The sequence below is a fragment of the Arthrobacter sp. J156 genome (assembly GCF_056172865.1).
Map to the genome: position 1 here is coordinate 1,394,990 of NZ_CM149650.1, position 14,097 is coordinate 1,409,086.

The following is a 14,097-nucleotide window of genomic DNA, read 5'->3' on the forward strand; positions in this document are numbered from 1 at the left end:
AATGCCGCCGCGGATCGTCCCGTGACGCGCCCTGGCGGACCGGGCCCTATCCGCCGGTGGGGACGTAGAGCTGCTGCCCCGGGAGGATGGTCTGGCTCGTGAGGCCGTTGAGCTCCGTGATCTCGCGGATGACGGAGCGCGGGTCTCGCTCCGGGGCGAACTCGGAGGCGAGCCCCCACAGGGTGTCGCCCGCCATCGTCGTGACCAGTTCGGCCCGGAGCGGCTCTCCCGTGGAGCCGTCGGCGGCCATGGCGGGCGCCGTGAAGACGCCGGCGACGACGAGCAGCACGGCCGCCACGAGCAGGACGGGCAGGCCGATGAGCACGAAGCGTCCGCGCCGGGTCAGGCGCAATCCACCGGAGGGCGCCGTACGGGCGCCGGGCGTGCCCGTCGAGGCGACGTGGATCATGGGGGTTCCTGCAGCGGCGGCGAGGGCGGGCTGTGCCATGGTCGTGCCTTTCTCGAGGAGGTCTTCGAATCTTCGCCCTGGGATCAGCGATCTAGAACATAGCTTCGAAAGTGATTGATACCTGTTTAGCACCCTTGACCGACGCTTGTCGAGACACGTTCGAACAAATCTTTGAAATGGGCCTCGGGCTCCACTAGCGTTGGGATAGGTGGTTCACGGGAACCACTGCACCAGCCGCTACCGACGCTTTGGGTCCGACGCCGACGAGTGGCACCGCCGTGAACGAGGTCAACAGGATGGGGCACACCATGAACGCAGCAGAGTCGCCGGCACCCAGGAGCGCGCGGAAGAGCCTCACGATCCGGCAGAAGAAGATCCTCGAGACCATCCAGCGCGCCGTCGGCGCGCACGGCTATCCGCCCTCGATGCGCGAGATCGGCGACACGGTGGGCCTCGCGAGCCTCTCGAGCGTCACCCACCAGCTCGCCCAGCTCGAGAAGATGGGCTACATCCGCCGGGACCCCCGCCGGCCGCGCGCCATGGAGATCCTGGTCCCCCTCACCCTCACCGATGCGGACGCCGAGGGCCCGGCGCCGGAGCAGCCGGACCTGCGGGCGGCCAACGGGATGCCCGTCTCGGAGCTCGCCTCGGCCGCCGACACGGCGTTCGTTCCGCTCGTCGGGCGCATCGCCGCGGGCGGTCCGATCCTCGCCGACCAGACGGTGGAGGACGTCATGGCACTGCCCCGGCAGCTCGTGGGCCACGGCGAGCTCTTTATGCTCAAGGTCAGCGGCGATTCGATGGTCGAGGCCGCGATCTGCGACGGCGACTGGGTGGTCGTGCGGAGGCAGAACACCGCGGACAACGGCGACATCGTCGCGGCGCTGCTCGACGACGAGGCGACGGTGAAGACCTTCAGGCAGCGCGACGGCCACACGTGGCTGCTGCCGCAGAACCGGCAGTACGAGCCCATCCTGGGTGACCACGCGACCATCATGGGCAAGGTCGTCTCGGTGATGCGCTCCCTCTAACCAGGGCCGGGCGGCACCGGACGCCGGGCTGCCTTCTCAACGCGGACCACGCCACGCCGGGCCGGCACGACCGGACCGGTGTGTCGCGTTGGCCCCGCTCCGGCGCGCCGCCGGCCACGGCTGTTCCGGACGGTGCGTCCGCTACGACGCGTCCGGCGCGAGGCGGCGGAGCGCGCCGAGGACGGTGTCCTTCTCCGTGGTCGCCCACATCGGCGGGAGCGAGGCGCGCAGGAACGCCCCGTAGCGCTCGGTGGCCAGGCGCGGATCGAGCATGGCGACGACGCCCCGGTCGCCGGTCGAGCGGATGAGGCGACCGGCACCCTGCGCCAGCCGCACGGCCGCATGGCTCGCGGACACGGCCATGAAGCCGTTGCCTCCCCGCCGGGCGACGTCGCGGCTCCGCGCCGTCGAGAGCGGATCGTCCGGTCGCGGAAACGGGATCCGGTCGATGACGACGAGCCGGCAGGACGGCCCGGGCACGTCGACCCCCTGCCACAACGTCATCGTGCCGAAGAGGCACGTGTCCTCTTCCTCGGCGAACCGGCGGACGAGGGAGGCCATGCCGGACTCCCCCTGGCACAGGATCTCCTGGTCGAGCCGCGGGCGCAAGGCCTCGGCGGCCTCCTCGGCGGCGCGCCGCGAGGAGAAGAGGGCGAGCGCCCCTCCCCCCGAGGCGCGGATGAGGTCCTCGAGCTCGTCCAGGAGTTCCGGGGCGAGGGAGCGTGAGGGCCGGGGCAGGTGCCGGGCCACATAGAGCACGCCCTGCTTGGGGTAGTCGAAGGGGCTTCCGACGTCGATTCCGGTCCAGGACGGGGCCCCCTCGCCGAGCAGGCCGAGCGATCCGGCCACGGGCTCGAACGCGGAACCCACCGCCAGCGTGGCCGAGGTCAGCACGACGGTGCGCCCGTCGAAGAGGCCCTCCCGCAGGCGGCCGCCGACGCCCAGCGGGGCGATGTTCAGCGTCGCGGGGCTCGATTCGTCGGGCTGGACGTAGCCCTGGCCGGGGACGAAGCCGCCCTGGCGCGAGGCCCAGAGGACCTCCCTGGCGTCCTGGGCGGACGCCATCCGCTCGCAGATCTCCAGGAGGTAGAGCAGCTGCGAGCGGGCCTGCTGCTTGCCTCCGTCGACGGCCTCCCCCTGCTGCGGCTTGGAGTCGGACAGCGCGACCCGCGCCGCCTCGCGGACCAGGTCCACGGCGGCGGCCTGCTCGTCGTTCAGTCCGAGCGGCATGAGCCCGCTGGGAATGCCCTCGAGGCTGCGCTGCAGCGCCTCCGAGGCCCGGTTGAGTGGCTCCACGACGACGTGGCAGTGCTTGCGCGCGGCGGAGGCCGCCGCGCCGACCAGCCCGGCCGAGAGCTGGCGGGTGACCGAGCTCGTGACCCTGTCCTGGAGCTCGTGGGCCTCATCGATGATGACGGTCTCGAACTCCGGCAGCACCGCGAGCCCCTCGAACGCGGACACGGCCAGCATGGCGTGGTTGGTGATGACGATGTCGGCCTCGGCCGCGCGCTTCCGGGCCAGCTCGCTGAAGCATTCCTCCGCCATGGGGCACTTCTGCGCCCCGATGCAGTCCATCGCGGTGACGGAGACCTGGCGCCACGCACGGTCGCTGACTCCGGGCACCAGGTCGTCGCGGTCCCCCGTCTCCGTGTCCTCGGCCCATTCGCGCAGGCGCACGACCTCCTGGCCGAGGGCGCTCGTGGGACCCTGTCCGGTGGCGGGGCGTGCGCTGCCGTCCTCGCCGAGCGAGAAGAGGGCCCCCTCGTCCTCGTCCGGGTAGCCGCCGCCGAGCTTGTAGCGGCAGACGTAGTTGCCGCGCCCCTTGGCGAGGGCCACGTCCACGGGACGCGGCAGCTGCCCGGCGAGGTTCTCGAGCAGCCGCGGCACGTCACGTCCGACGATCTGGGACTGGAGCGCGAGCGTGGCCGTCGAGACGACGACGGGATGCTCGGACTCGAGGGCGTGGGCGATCGCGGGCACAAGGTAGGCCAGCGACTTGCCGGTGCCGGTGCCGGCCTGGACCAGGAGGTGGCGCCCCTCGTCGAGGGACTCGACGACGTGCCTTACCATCTCGTGCTGGCCGGGCCTGCTCTGGCCGCCCATCTTCGCGACGGCCGTGTCCAGGAGGGCGACGACCTCCTCCAGCTCAGCCATGGAGGACGAACTGCTCCAGGTCCTGCGCCAGCCCCTCGCGCACCTTGACCGTCATCAGGGTGCCGTCGCCGCGGTGCTCGGTGGAGAGGATCTCGGCGTCGGTTCCGTGGAGCCGGCTGACGACGTCGCCGCGGTCGTAGGGGATGAGCACGTCGAGCTGGACGCTGGGCCGCGGGATGCCCGCGCTGATCAGCTCGAGCAGCTCGGGGATCCCGGCGCCGGTCCGCGCCGAGACGACGATGTGCCGCGGCTCGCGCTGGCGCACGCGCTCGACGACGAAGGGATCGGCGGCATCTGCCTTGTTCAGCACGATGATCTCCGGGACCTCCTGGGCGTCGACCTCGCGGAAGACCTCGCGGACCGCCCGGATCTGCCCCTCGGGGTCCGGGTGGGACGCGTCGACGACGTGCAGGATCAGATCCGCGTCGGCGACCTCCTCGAGCGTCGAGCGGAACGCCTCGACGAGCTGCGTCGGGAGGGAACGGACGAACCCGACGGTGTCGGCGAGCGTGTATCCGACGCCGTCCGGCGTCTGTGCCCGGCGGACGGTCGGGTCGAGCGTCGCGAAGAGCGCGTTCTCCACGAGCACGCCGGCGTCGGTGAGCCGGTTGAGCAGGGAGGACTTGCCGGCGTTGGTGTACCCGGCGATGGCCACGGACGGGACGGTGTTGCGCTTGCGGTTGGCGCGCTTGGCCTCGCGCGCGGGCTTCATGGCGGCGATGTCCCGACGCAGCTTGGCCATGCGGTTGCGGATGCGTCGCCGGTCGAGCTCGATCTTCGTCTCACCGGGACCGCGGGAGCCGATGCCGCCGCCGGCCGCGCCGACGCGGCCACCGGCCTGGCGCGACATGGACTCGCCCCAGCCGCGCAGGCGCGGCAGGAGGTATTCGAGCTGCGCGAGCTCGACCTGGGCCTTGCCTTCGCGGCTCTTGGCGTGCTGGGCGAAGATGTCCAGGATCAGGGCGGTCCGGTCGATCACCTTCACCTTGACGATGTCCTCCAGCCCGCGCCGTTGCGACGGGGCGAGCTCGGAGTCGACGACGACGGTGTCGGCACCCGTGGCCGCGACGATGTCCTTGAGCTCGACCGCCTTGCCGGAACCGAGGAACGTGCCGGGGTCCGGCTTCAGCCGGCGCTGGATGACGCCGTCGAGGACCTCGGAGCCCGCGGTCTCGGCCAGCGCCGCGAGCTCGCGCAGGGAGTTCTCGGCGTCCTGGACGGTCCCCTCGCTCCAGATGCCGGCGAGGACGACCCGCTCGAGGCGCAGCTGCCGGTATTCGACCTCGGTGACGTCTTCGAGCTCGGTGGAGAGCCCGGCGACGCGGCGCAGGGCGCGCCGCTCGGCGAGGTCCTGCTGCTCGCCGTCGTACTCGGAGTGCCCGTCCCCGCCGCTGGCGAGCTCCTGGGCCCGGCCCACGCGGCCGAACCCCGAGAAGGACGGCTGCGCCCCGGAGCGGACGGTCGAGGCCTCCCCGGCGGCCTTGTCGGCCGCCAGGATGCGCTCGATGACGGAGTGGATCTCCTCTTCGCTGAGGTCGTGGTCCTGAGGGTTGGGCTGGCTGTCGTTGGTCATGTTCCCCTTTGACGGATAGTGCTTCCAGAATAGTCCCCGCGGGCGCGGAACGCCCCCTGCCTGTGGATCGGGGCCGGGCTCAGCGGCCGGTGTGGCGAAGCTGCGCGGAGAAGACCAGCACGGAGGACTCCCGGGGTCGGCGCCCGCCGGGGGGCGGACGGCTCGTGGGGCCGGTGCGGAGAAGCCGCGCCGGCGAAGTGATAGGGAAAACTCTATCACTTCGCCGGCGCGCTGTCCCGGCTCCGCCGGCGCCACGCACGGCCGCGCCGATTCGCCACCCGCCGCGGGGCCGGTTAACCTGCCTGCATGGGTTCGGACCACTACTTCAGCGCGCAGCCCTCCGCTCCGGAGCGCCGCAGGGCCATCACCGTCCACCTCGGCGGCTCGGACCGGACGGTCCAGACCTCGGGCGGGATCTTCAGCCCGGACGGCATCGACAAGGGGACGGCCGTCCTGCTCGACGGGGTGCCCGCACCGTCCGCGGTCGGCGAGCTGCTGGACATCGGCTGCGGATGGGGGCCCATCGCCCTGTCCCTGGCCCTCGCCTCGCCCGGTGCGCGCGTCCACGCCGTGGACGTCAACGAGCGCTCGATCGCCTTGACCCGGGACAACGCCGCCGCGCTGGGCCTGTCCAACGTCGTGGCGGGCACGCCGGAGTCCGTGCCCGGCGAGCTGCTCTTCGACACGATCTGGTCCAATCCACCCATCCGCATCGGCAAGGAGCCCCTGCACGCGCTGCTGCTGACGTGGCTTCCCCGTCTGGCCCCCGGCGGCGAGGCGTGGCTCGTGGTGCAGAAGAACCTCGGCGCGGACTCGCTGCGGGCCTGGCTCGCGCGCGAGCTGCCGGCGGGCTGGACGGTCGACCGTGCGTCGACGGAGAAGTCCTTCAGGATCCTGCGCGTCGCCAGGCCGGCCGCGGGGGCCTGACCCCCGGGCGCGCCGCCGCTACGCGAGGACCGCGCGGGCGACGAGGCGCGCGGGGCCGCTGAGTTCGACGTGCTCCCGGCCGTCGGCCCCGGGGACGAAGCGGACGGAGACCGTCCCTCCGGGCACCTCGACGTCCCAGCGCGCCGCCAGGGCGCCGCCGGCCCAGTGCCGCGTGGCGACGACCGCGGCGCACGCGCCCGTGCCGCAGGAACGGGTCTCCCCCACCCCGCGCTCGTGCACGCGCATGCGGATCCTGCCCACGCCGTCGACGACGAGCGGATCCGCGGGCACGACGTATTCGACGTTGGTTCCATGCGGCGGGACGGGGTCGACGCGCGGCGCGGTGAACAGCACGGCCTGCTCGAGTTCGCTCTCCTCGGAGAGGGCGACGACGGTGTGGGGGTTGCCCATCGAGACGCTCAGGGCCGGCCGGTCGACGTCAAGGCCGTCGGTCTCCACCATGGAGTCCAGGGCGCGTTCCTCGGCCTGCGCGGGGAAGGCGAACTCCCAGGGGCCCATGTCGACGGCGTAGCCGTCGCCCGCGCGGGTGACCGTCTTCACGCCGGCCCGGGTGCCGATCGGCAGGGCGGCGCCCTCCTCGAGACGTGCGAGGCCCTCCTCGAGGAGGAAGTGGACGAACACCCGCACGCCGTTGCCGCACATCTCGGACACGGAGCCGTCGGCGTTGCGGTAGTCCATGAACCACTCGGCTCCGGGAGTCCCGCGCAGGAGCGCCTCCCCCTCGGGCAGGAACCGCGAGGGAACGGCGCGGATGAGCCCGTCGCCGCCGAGCCCGTGGTGCCGGTCGCACAAGGCGGCCACGTCCTCGGGCGCGAGGTGGCGGGTGCCGTCCGGGTCCGCCACGAGGACGAAGTCGTTGCCCGTGCCGTGGCCCTTGGCCACGGCGAGTCCGGAGAGGGCGTCGAGTGGGTCGTTCAGCTGCGCGGGGCTCATGGGTCCAGACTAGGCGGGCGGGGCTCCGGTGGGCGAATGAGGGAAGGGTACGACGGCGGACGCGGCCCGGGCGGGCAGCTCCGGGTCGGTGGCGTCGAGCCAGTGCACGCGCGGATCGGCGGTGAACCACGTGATCTGGCGGCGGGCGAAGCGGCGGGTGGCCGTGGCGGTCTCCTCGACCGCGGCGCGCACGTCGAGGGTCCCGTCCAGCACGGCGAGGAACTGGGCGTAGCCGATGGCCCGTGAGGCGGTACGGCCCCCGCGGAGGCCGGCGGCGTCGAGCCGGCGGACCTCCTCGAGGAGGCCGGCGTCGACCATGTGCTCCACGCGCGCTCCGAGCCGTTCGTGGAGGGCGGCGCGCTCCATCCTCAGGCCCAGCTGGACGGCGGGACGGGCATAGTTGCGCGTCGGCATAAAGGCGCTGAACGGGCGGCCGGTGAGCTCGTGGACCTCGAGCGCGCGGACGAGCCGGCGTGCGTCGCCGATCCGCGCGGCGGAGTCCGGGTCCACGGCCGCGAGCCGGGCGCGCAGCACGGCCTCGCCCCGGGCATCGAGCTCCCCCTCGATCCGCCGGCGCACGGCGGGATCCGTGGGCGGGAACTCGATGACGTCGAGCGCGGCGCGGACGTAGAGCCCGGAGCCGCCGACGAGGACGGGGTGCAGGCCGCGGGACTGGATGTCGTCGAAGGCGGCGCGCGCATGGTCCTGGAAGGCCGCCACGCTGGCCTCCTCGTGGATGTCGAGGACGTCGAGCAGGTGGTGCGGGACGCCGCGGCGCTCGGAGGGGGCGAGCTTGGCGGTACCGATGTCGAGCCCCCGGTAGAACTGGAGCGCGTCGGCGTTGACGACCTCGCCGCCGAGCCGGAGCGCCAGCTCGATGGCGAGGTCGGACTTCCCGGTGCCCGTGGGCCCTACGACGGCGATCACGACGGGTCGTTCATCCGGTTCCGCGGGCCGGGACGGCCCGCCGGGGGCGGCCGAGGGACCCGCGGCCCCTTCCGCGGACCGGGACGGCCGGTTTCCGCTCAACGACGCGGCGGGAGGGCAGGCATGCCCAGTGACACGCCGCCGCTTCCGGACCCGGCGGGCGCGGGGACGCCGCAGGACTCGGCCTGGGCGCGGTCCCAGGCGTCGCCGGCGCGGGAGCGGCGCAGTCGGTAGTCGGCGGGGCCGGCGGGATCGGCAAGGAGCTGGAAGGACCCGGCGTCCGTGACGGGGACGGTGACCAGGTCGCCCGGCCGCGGTACCCCGGCCCCCTCGGGCACGCTGAAGTGGACGAGCCGCGCATCGCGGGCGCGGCCGCTGAGCCGGTGGGTCTGCTCGGCCTTGCGGCCGGACTGGGCGGCGACGAGGACCTCGACCTCGCGGCCGACCTGCTGCTGGTTCTCCTCGGCGCTGATCCGGTCCTGCAGGGCGACGAGGCGCTCGTAGCGTTCCTGCACCACGGCCTTCGGCAGCTGCCCGGGCAGGCTCGCCGCCGGGGTTCCGGGGCGCTGCGAGTACTGGAAGGTGAAGGCGCTCGCGAAGCGGGAACGCTCGACGACGTCGAGCGTGGCCTGGAAGTCCTCCTCCGTCTCGCCGGGGAAGCCCACGATGATGTCGGTGGAGATCGCGGCGCCCGGGATGCGCTCGCGGACGCGGTCCAGGATGCCGAGGAACCGGGAGGAGCGGTAAGAGCGGCGCATGGCCTTGAGCAGGCGGTCCGAACCCGACTGGAGGGGCATGTGCAGTTGCGGCATGACGTTGTCCGTCTCGGCCATGGCGTCGATGACGTCGTCGGTGAAGGCCGCGGGGTGCGGGCTCGTGAACCGGACGCGCTCGAGGCCGTCGATGCCGCCGCAGGCCCGCAGCAGCTTGCCGAACGCGAGCCGGTCGCCGAACTCGACGCCGTAGGAGTTGACGTTCTGTCCGAGCAGGGTGACCTCGATCGCCCCGTCGTCGACGAGGGCCTCGATCTCGGCCAGGACGTCGCCGGGACGGCGGTCCCGCTCCTTGCCGCGCAGGGAGGGCACGATGCAGAAGGTGCAGGTGTTGTTGCAGCCCACGGAGATCGAGACCCAGCCCGAGTGCACTGACTCGCGGCGCGTCGGCAGGGTCGAGGGGAAGACCTCGAGGGACTCCAGGATCTCCAGCTGGGCCTCGTTGTTGTGCCGGGCGCGCTCGAGCAGGGCGGGGAGGGAGCCGACGTTGTGGGTGCCGAAGACGACGTCGACCCAGGGCGCCTTGCGCAGGATCGTCTCACGGTCCTTCTGGGCGAGGCATCCGCCGACGGCGATCTGCAGGTCCGGCCGGCGCTCCTTGACGGGGGCCAGCCGGCCGAGGTTGCCGTAGAGCTTGTTGTCGGCGTTCTCGCGGACCGCGCAGGTGTTGAAGACCACGACGTCGGCCGGTTCGTCCGCGTCCTCGCTGCGCACGAGCCCTGCACCCTCGAGGAGGCCGGCGAGCCGTTCGGAGTCGTGCACGTTCATCTGGCAGCCGAACGTGCGCACTTCGTAGGTGCGCGCGTCGCTGCCGGTGCGGCCGGGGTCGGTATCGGGAATCGTCAAACTCACCCCTCAAGGGTACCCAACCGGGCCCCCGCTCAGGATTCGTCGAGGACCTCGCTCGCGACCCGGTAGGCGCGGCCCGGCGCGTGGCCCTTGCGGGCCAGCATGCCGACCAGCCGCCGGAGCTGCGTGTCCCGGTCGCCGCCGGCGCTGCCGGTGCGCAGCCGCTTTCGCACGAGTTCGCGTGCCTGCTCGTCCTCGTCCTCGTCGTCGAGCTGCTCCAGGGCGGCCTCGGCGAGTTCCGGGTCGATGCCCTTCTCGGCGAGCTCGCGCCGCAGCGCCGTCCGCGCCAGGCCGCGGCTGCGGGAGCGCCCGGCGACCCAGGACGCGGCGAACGTCGCATCGTCGACCAGTCCGAGCTCCTCGAAGCGGTCCAGGACGCCGCCGGCGACCGCCGGGGAGATCCCGCGCGCGGCGAGCTTGTCCTCCAGTTGGCGTCTACTCTTCGCCGAACCGGTCAGCTGGCGCAGGACGATGGCCCTGGCCTGCGCCTCGGGATCGGCCGCGGCACCGGAGCGGTCGTGGGCGTCTGGCCCGCGCCGGTCGCCGCTACGGTCATGGACGCCGGGCCCGCGCCGGTCGCCGGGGAGGTCGCGGTCCCGGGGCGTCCCGGACGGATCCGTTCCGTCGCCTTCCGTTCCGAGCCCGCCCCAGTCGAGTCCGCGGCCCACTGCCGCTAGTCGTCGCCGCCGACGGCGCGCAGCTGCAGATCACCCGAACCGGACTCCGGCGCCTTGCCGATGCCGAGCTTCTCCTTGATCCGGCGCTCGAGCTCGTCCGCGAGGTCCGGGTTGTCGCGCAGGAACCGGCGCGCGTTCTCCTTGCCCTGGCCGAGCTGGTCTCCGTCGTAGGTGAACCAGGCACCGGACTTCTTCACGAAGCCCTCCTCCACGCCCATGTCGATCAGGCCGCCCTCGCGGGAGATGCCGTGCCCGTAGACGATGTCGAACTCCGCCTGCTTGAACGGCGGCGCCATCTTGTTCTTGACGATCTTGGCCCGGGTCCGGTTGGCCACCGCGTTGGTGCCCTCCTTGAGCGTCTCGATGCGGCGGACGTCGATGCGCACGGAAGCGTAGAACTTGAGCGCCTTGCCGCCCGTCGTCGTCTCCGGGCTACCGAAGAACACGCCGATCTTCTCGCGGAGCTGGTTGATGAAGATCGCGGTCGTCTTGGTCTGGTTGAGCCGGCCGGTGATCTTGCGCAGCGCCTGGCTCATGAGCCGCGCCTGCAGGCCGACGTGGCTGTCGCCCATGTCGCCCTCGATCTCCGCGCGGGGAACGAGCGCCGCGACGGAGTCGATGACGATGATGTCGAGCGAGCCCGAGCCCACGAGCATGTCCATGATCTCGAGGGCCTGCTCGCCGGTATCCGGCTGGGAGACCAGGAGGGCGTCGGTGTCGACGCCGAGCTTCTTGGCGTAGTCCGGGTCCAGCGCGTGCTCCGCGTCGATGAACGCGGCGATGCCGCCGTTCTTCTGCGCGTTCGCCACGGCGTGCAGCGCGACGGTCGTCTTGCCGGACGACTCCGGCCCGTAGATCTCCACGACCCTGCCCCGCGGCAGGCCGCCGATCCCGAGGGCCACGTCCAGGGCGATCGAGCTCGTGGAGATCGTCTCGATCGGCGCGCGCGTGTCGTCGCCCAGGCGCATCACCGACCCCTTGCCGAACTGCTTGTCGATCTGGGCGAGAGCTGCCTCCAGGGCCTTCTCGCGATCCGTTCCTGCGGCCATTGTTCACCTCGGTTGTCTCGTGGCCTGCCGGCCTGCTTGATGTCACGACCCACGCTACGGTCCGCCCCGGACGATTTGGGTCCACGGGATCCACTTGTGGATGGGGCGGGCAGTCTGCGTGGCCTTCGCTTCCCTGTGAGGAGCCTATCGTTGATCCGAACACATCTTCGATCAAGGGCTCCGGCGTGTCGCCGCCGGCCCGTTACGGCTTGGGCGCGACGTCCCGCCCAAGGCGCCGTTCCTCGGGCACGTCCTGCTTCTCGCACACGGCGCGCCAGACGTTCTTCGGTGCCGTCCCCGCGGCCAGCGCCTCCATCGGGGTCCTCCCGCCCAGGGACGACAACACGAGCGACTCCGCCAGGAGGCGGGAGTACCCGGCCCCGAACTCGTCGTCCATCAACCGCCAGAAGTCACTATTGCGCACGCCTCCATTCTCCCACGGAGCCGCTGTGACATCCCCGGCACCGGCCCTAAGATGGTCGCTATGACCGATACAGCGTTGCCGTCACCCACGGCCCCCGCGCCGGGGCCGGAACGCCTCCAGGCCGTGCACGACATGGAAGAGCAGCTGAGCATGCTGTGGCGGAGGGCCCGCGCCAACGGAAACAAGGTCGCCCGGCAGGTCCACCCCGACATGGAACCCGGCGCCTACGGCCTGCTCCGGACCCTCCAGCGCCGTGGGAGCCTGAGGCTCACGGACCTCGCCGCGGAGATCGGTGTCGGCAAGCCGTCGGTGAGCCGGCAGGTCGCGATGCTCGAGCAGCTCGGCGTGGTGCGCAAGGACGCCGATCCCGCCGACGGCCGGGCCCAGGCGATCACGCTCACCGAGGCCGGGGCCCGTCAGCTGGAGGCGGCGCAGGCCGCTCGGCGGCTCGTCTTCCTGCAGCAGCTCGCCGAGTGGGACGTCGACGACCTCAGCCGCCTCGCTGCCCTCCTGACGCGCCTGAACGAGTCCTACCTCAAGGACCCCCAGTAGGCGCTTCCCCGGGGCGCCGGCCGCGGGGCGGCATGCGAAAGGGCCCGCCGATGGCGGGCCCTTTGCGGTTGCGGCCGTCCTCCGCGGAGGCGGCCGGCCGGTCAGCGGCTGGAGGCGAGGCCGTTGGCCACCCCGTCGGCCCACTCGCGCGGCAGCGTGCCGAACTCGGAGGACAGCTCGGAGGGCACGGTGTCCGGGACCTCGACGCCTTCCGCGAGGGCGACACGGTCACTGACCTCGCGGAGCATCAGGGACAGCGGGACGTCGAGCGCCCCGCAGATCGAGGAGAGCAGCTCGGACGAGGCCTCCTTCTGGCCGCGCTCGACCTCGGAGAGGTAGCCGAGGGACACGCGGGCGTCGTGCGAGACTTCGCGCAGGGTGCGGCCCTGGCGCTGGCGGACATCACGGAGGACGTCGCCGATTTCGTGGCGTAGGACAACCATCTTGCGCTCCTTCTGGTCGCGACGGGCATCTTCTGTCAATCCCACATCCTGCCAGCGGACGACGCCGTTGACTGTGACGGGCTGCTTGACCATGTGTTAAGCCTTACTCCTTCGGTCCTCACGCCTACTTGACGATCAGTTCGGGGGCCGCATCCGGTTGCGGCCCTCGATCCATTCAACTGACGAAGGACGGGTTTTGTTCCCGCGCCTTCCACCCTATCCATAGCCGCGCGCCCCGTGCCAGCGTCCAGGACATCATGTGGACGGCGGAGCCTGCGGCAGCAGCGAGCCCAGGAGCGCGAGCGCCGCGTCGCGGGCTGCCGCGCGGATCTCCTGCCTCCCGCCGTCGAGACGAAGCTCCCGGCTCCCCGAGCCGCCCGGCCCGGCATGGCCCAGGTACACCGTGCCGACCTCGCGCCCATCGTGCGCCGCCGGGCCGGCGACTCCCGTCGTCGCGACCGCGTAGTCGGCACCGCAGGCGCGCCGGGCCCCGCTGGCCATCTGCTCCGCGACCACGGGGTCCACGGATCCGCGCTCGGCCAGGAGCCGCTCGTCGACGCCGAGCAGCCCGTGCTTGACGTCGTTGTGGTAGGAGACGACTCCCCCGCGCAGCACCGCCGAGGAACCGGGGACGTCGGCGATCGCGGCGGCCACCATGCCCGCCGTCAGGGACTCGGCGGTGGCCACGGTCAGCCCGAGGGCGGCCGCCCGCTCCACGAGCCCCTGGGCCGCCGGCCGCGTGGTCACGGCGCCGCCTTCCGCGCCGCGGCGCGCAGCCTGAGCGCCTGGACGACGTACTCGACGCCTGTGTAGAGCGTGATGGCGGCCGCCGCGAGCATGGCCGCGAGCGCGATGACACCGAGCCACTCCAGCGTGTGCGTGAAGGGCAGCAGGTAGAGGAAGATCGCCACCGTCTGCGCGACCGTCTTGATCTTGCCGCCCTTCGACGCGGGGATGACCCCGTAGCGGATCACGACGATCCTCAGCGCGGTGATGCCCCATTCCCGGACGAGGACGAGGATGGTCACCCACCACGAGAGCTCTCCCAGCAGCGAGAACACCACGAGCGCCGAGCCCGTCAGGAGCTTGTCGGCGATGGGGTCGGCGATCTTGCCGAAGTCGGTGATGAGGCCGCGGCTGCGCGCGAGGTCGCCGTCGAGCTTGTCCGTGTACATCGCGAGGGCGAACACGGCCACGGCGAGCCAGCGCCACAGGCCGTACTCCTGGCCGTCGAGGACGAGGAACCAGACGAAGAGCGGGACCATGAGGATCCGCAGCGTCGTCAGGACGTTGGCGATGTTCAGGGTCGGGACGGGTGCCGGCGCCTCGTCCGGGGTCGATGGGCTCACGGAATC

Annotated in this window: 15 protein-coding genes; 3 read left to right on the forward strand and 12 right to left on the reverse strand. The window is 72.2% G+C overall.

Going from position 1 to position 14,097, the window contains the following annotated elements:
• Positions 1-46: 46 nt before the first annotated feature.
• A complete protein-coding gene (locus tag AC0QR5_RS06455; protein ID WP_329862676.1) occupies positions 47-448 on the reverse strand; it encodes a LysM peptidoglycan-binding domain-containing protein in 402 nt (133 codons plus the stop codon).
• 269 nt (positions 449-717) lie between these two features.
• Here AC0QR5_RS06455 and lexA point away from each other — a divergent pair, with 269 nt between their 5' ends.
• The gene (gene lexA, locus AC0QR5_RS06460; RefSeq protein WP_329862674.1) at positions 718-1,440 is read left to right on the forward strand and encodes a transcriptional repressor LexA; all 723 of its coding nucleotides are present in this window, start codon (positions 718-720) and stop codon (positions 1,438-1,440) included.
• Between the two features lie 141 nt (positions 1,441-1,581).
• Here the strand turns inward: lexA and AC0QR5_RS06465 are convergent, their stop codons facing one another.
• Both AC0QR5_RS06465 and hflX read right to left on the reverse strand, forming a co-directional pair.
• Positions 1,582-3,594: an ATP-dependent DNA helicase gene (locus AC0QR5_RS06465; RefSeq protein ID WP_329862672.1), complete on the reverse strand. Its 2,013-nt coding sequence runs from the start codon at positions 3,592-3,594 to the stop codon at positions 1,582-1,584.
• Positions 3,587-5,167, reverse strand: coding sequence for a GTPase HflX (gene hflX, locus AC0QR5_RS06470; protein ID WP_329862670.1), 1,581 nt, complete (start codon positions 5,165-5,167; stop codon positions 3,587-3,589). Before hflX ends, AC0QR5_RS06465 begins: the two co-directional genes overlap by 8 nt.
• Before the next feature lie 306 nt (positions 5,168-5,473).
• Here hflX and AC0QR5_RS06475 point away from each other — a divergent pair, with 306 nt between their 5' ends.
• A complete protein-coding gene (locus tag AC0QR5_RS06475; protein ID WP_329862668.1) occupies positions 5,474-6,094 on the forward strand; it encodes a class I SAM-dependent methyltransferase in 621 nt (206 codons plus the stop codon).
• 18 nt (positions 6,095-6,112) lie between these two features.
• Here the strand turns inward: AC0QR5_RS06475 and dapF are convergent, their stop codons facing one another.
• The 6 genes from dapF to AC0QR5_RS06505 form a co-directional block, all read right to left on the reverse strand.
• A complete protein-coding gene (gene dapF / locus AC0QR5_RS06480) occupies positions 6,113-7,048 on the reverse strand; it encodes a diaminopimelate epimerase (RefSeq protein ID WP_329862666.1) in 936 nt (311 codons plus the stop codon).
• A 9-nt stretch (positions 7,049-7,057) separates the two neighbouring features.
• Entirely contained in the window at positions 7,058-7,975 is a 918-nt protein-coding gene (gene miaA, locus AC0QR5_RS06485; RefSeq protein WP_329862664.1) for a tRNA (adenosine(37)-N6)-dimethylallyltransferase MiaA, read from the reverse strand.
• 98 nt (positions 7,976-8,073) lie between these two features.
• Positions 8,074-9,600: a tRNA (N6-isopentenyl adenosine(37)-C2)-methylthiotransferase MiaB gene (gene miaB, locus AC0QR5_RS06490; protein ID WP_329862662.1), complete on the reverse strand. Its 1,527-nt coding sequence runs from the start codon at positions 9,598-9,600 to the stop codon at positions 8,074-8,076.
• Positions 9,601-9,629: 29 nt separating this feature from the next.
• Complete coding sequence (locus AC0QR5_RS06495; protein ID WP_329862660.1) at positions 9,630-10,265, reverse strand: regulatory protein RecX; 636 nt, start codon at positions 10,263-10,265, stop codon at positions 9,630-9,632.
• Between the two features lie 5 nt (positions 10,266-10,270).
• The gene (recA, locus tag AC0QR5_RS06500; protein WP_329862658.1) at positions 10,271-11,323 is read right to left on the reverse strand and encodes a recombinase RecA; all 1,053 of its coding nucleotides are present in this window, start codon (positions 11,321-11,323) and stop codon (positions 10,271-10,273) included.
• Between the two features lie 202 nt (positions 11,324-11,525).
• Positions 11,526-11,747 (reverse strand): DUF3046 domain-containing protein, encoded by a 222-nt coding sequence (locus tag AC0QR5_RS06505; RefSeq protein WP_329862656.1) that lies wholly within the window; start codon positions 11,745-11,747, stop codon positions 11,526-11,528.
• A gap of 60 nt (positions 11,748-11,807) precedes the next feature.
• Here AC0QR5_RS06505 and AC0QR5_RS06510 point away from each other — a divergent pair, with 60 nt between their 5' ends.
• Positions 11,808-12,299 (forward strand): MarR family winged helix-turn-helix transcriptional regulator, encoded by a 492-nt coding sequence (locus AC0QR5_RS06510; RefSeq protein WP_329862654.1) that lies wholly within the window; start codon positions 11,808-11,810, stop codon positions 12,297-12,299.
• Positions 12,300-12,400: 101 nt separating this feature from the next.
• Here the strand turns inward: AC0QR5_RS06510 and AC0QR5_RS06515 are convergent, their stop codons facing one another.
• The 3 genes from AC0QR5_RS06515 to pgsA all read right to left on the reverse strand — a co-directional run bounded on the left by AC0QR5_RS06515 (position 12,401) and on the right by pgsA (position 14,091).
• On the reverse strand, positions 12,401-12,835 hold the full coding sequence (locus AC0QR5_RS06515; RefSeq protein WP_329862652.1) for a helix-turn-helix domain-containing protein: 435 nt from the start codon (positions 12,833-12,835) through the stop codon (positions 12,401-12,403).
• A 162-nt stretch (positions 12,836-12,997) separates the two neighbouring features.
• Positions 12,998-13,489 (reverse strand): CinA family protein, encoded by a 492-nt coding sequence (locus tag AC0QR5_RS06520; protein WP_329862650.1) that lies wholly within the window; start codon positions 13,487-13,489, stop codon positions 12,998-13,000.
• Positions 13,486-14,091, reverse strand: coding sequence for a CDP-diacylglycerol--glycerol-3-phosphate 3-phosphatidyltransferase (gene pgsA, locus AC0QR5_RS06525; protein WP_329862648.1), 606 nt, complete (start codon positions 14,089-14,091; stop codon positions 13,486-13,488). Before pgsA ends, AC0QR5_RS06520 begins: the two co-directional genes overlap by 4 nt.
• Positions 14,092-14,097: the final 6 nt, after the last annotated feature.

Bases quoted from the DNA above. Each gene is read 5' to 3' on its own strand.
- hflX (WP_329862670.1), bottom strand. From the start codon at position 5,167: ATGACCAACGACAGCCAGCCCAACCCTCAGGACCACGACCTCAGCGAA.
- lexA (WP_329862674.1), top strand. From the start codon at position 718: ATGAACGCAGCAGAGTCGCCGGCACCCAGGAGCGCGCGGAAGAGCCTC.
- AC0QR5_RS06465 (WP_329862672.1), bottom strand. From the start codon at position 3,594: ATGGCTGAGCTGGAGGAGGTCGTCGCCCTCCTGGACACGGCCGTCGCG.
- recA (WP_329862658.1), bottom strand. From the start codon at position 11,323: ATGGCCGCAGGAACGGATCGCGAGAAGGCCCTGGAGGCAGCTCTCGCC.
- dapF (WP_329862666.1), bottom strand. From the start codon at position 7,048: ATGAGCCCCGCGCAGCTGAACGACCCACTCGACGCCCTCTCCGGACTC.
- AC0QR5_RS06455 (WP_329862676.1), bottom strand. From the start codon at position 448: ATGGCACAGCCCGCCCTCGCCGCCGCTGCAGGAACCCCCATGATCCAC.
- AC0QR5_RS06510 (WP_329862654.1), top strand. From the start codon at position 11,808: ATGACCGATACAGCGTTGCCGTCACCCACGGCCCCCGCGCCGGGGCCG.
- AC0QR5_RS06475 (WP_329862668.1), top strand. From the start codon at position 5,474: ATGGGTTCGGACCACTACTTCAGCGCGCAGCCCTCCGCTCCGGAGCGC.
- AC0QR5_RS06515 (WP_329862652.1), bottom strand. From the start codon at position 12,835: ATGGTCAAGCAGCCCGTCACAGTCAACGGCGTCGTCCGCTGGCAGGAT.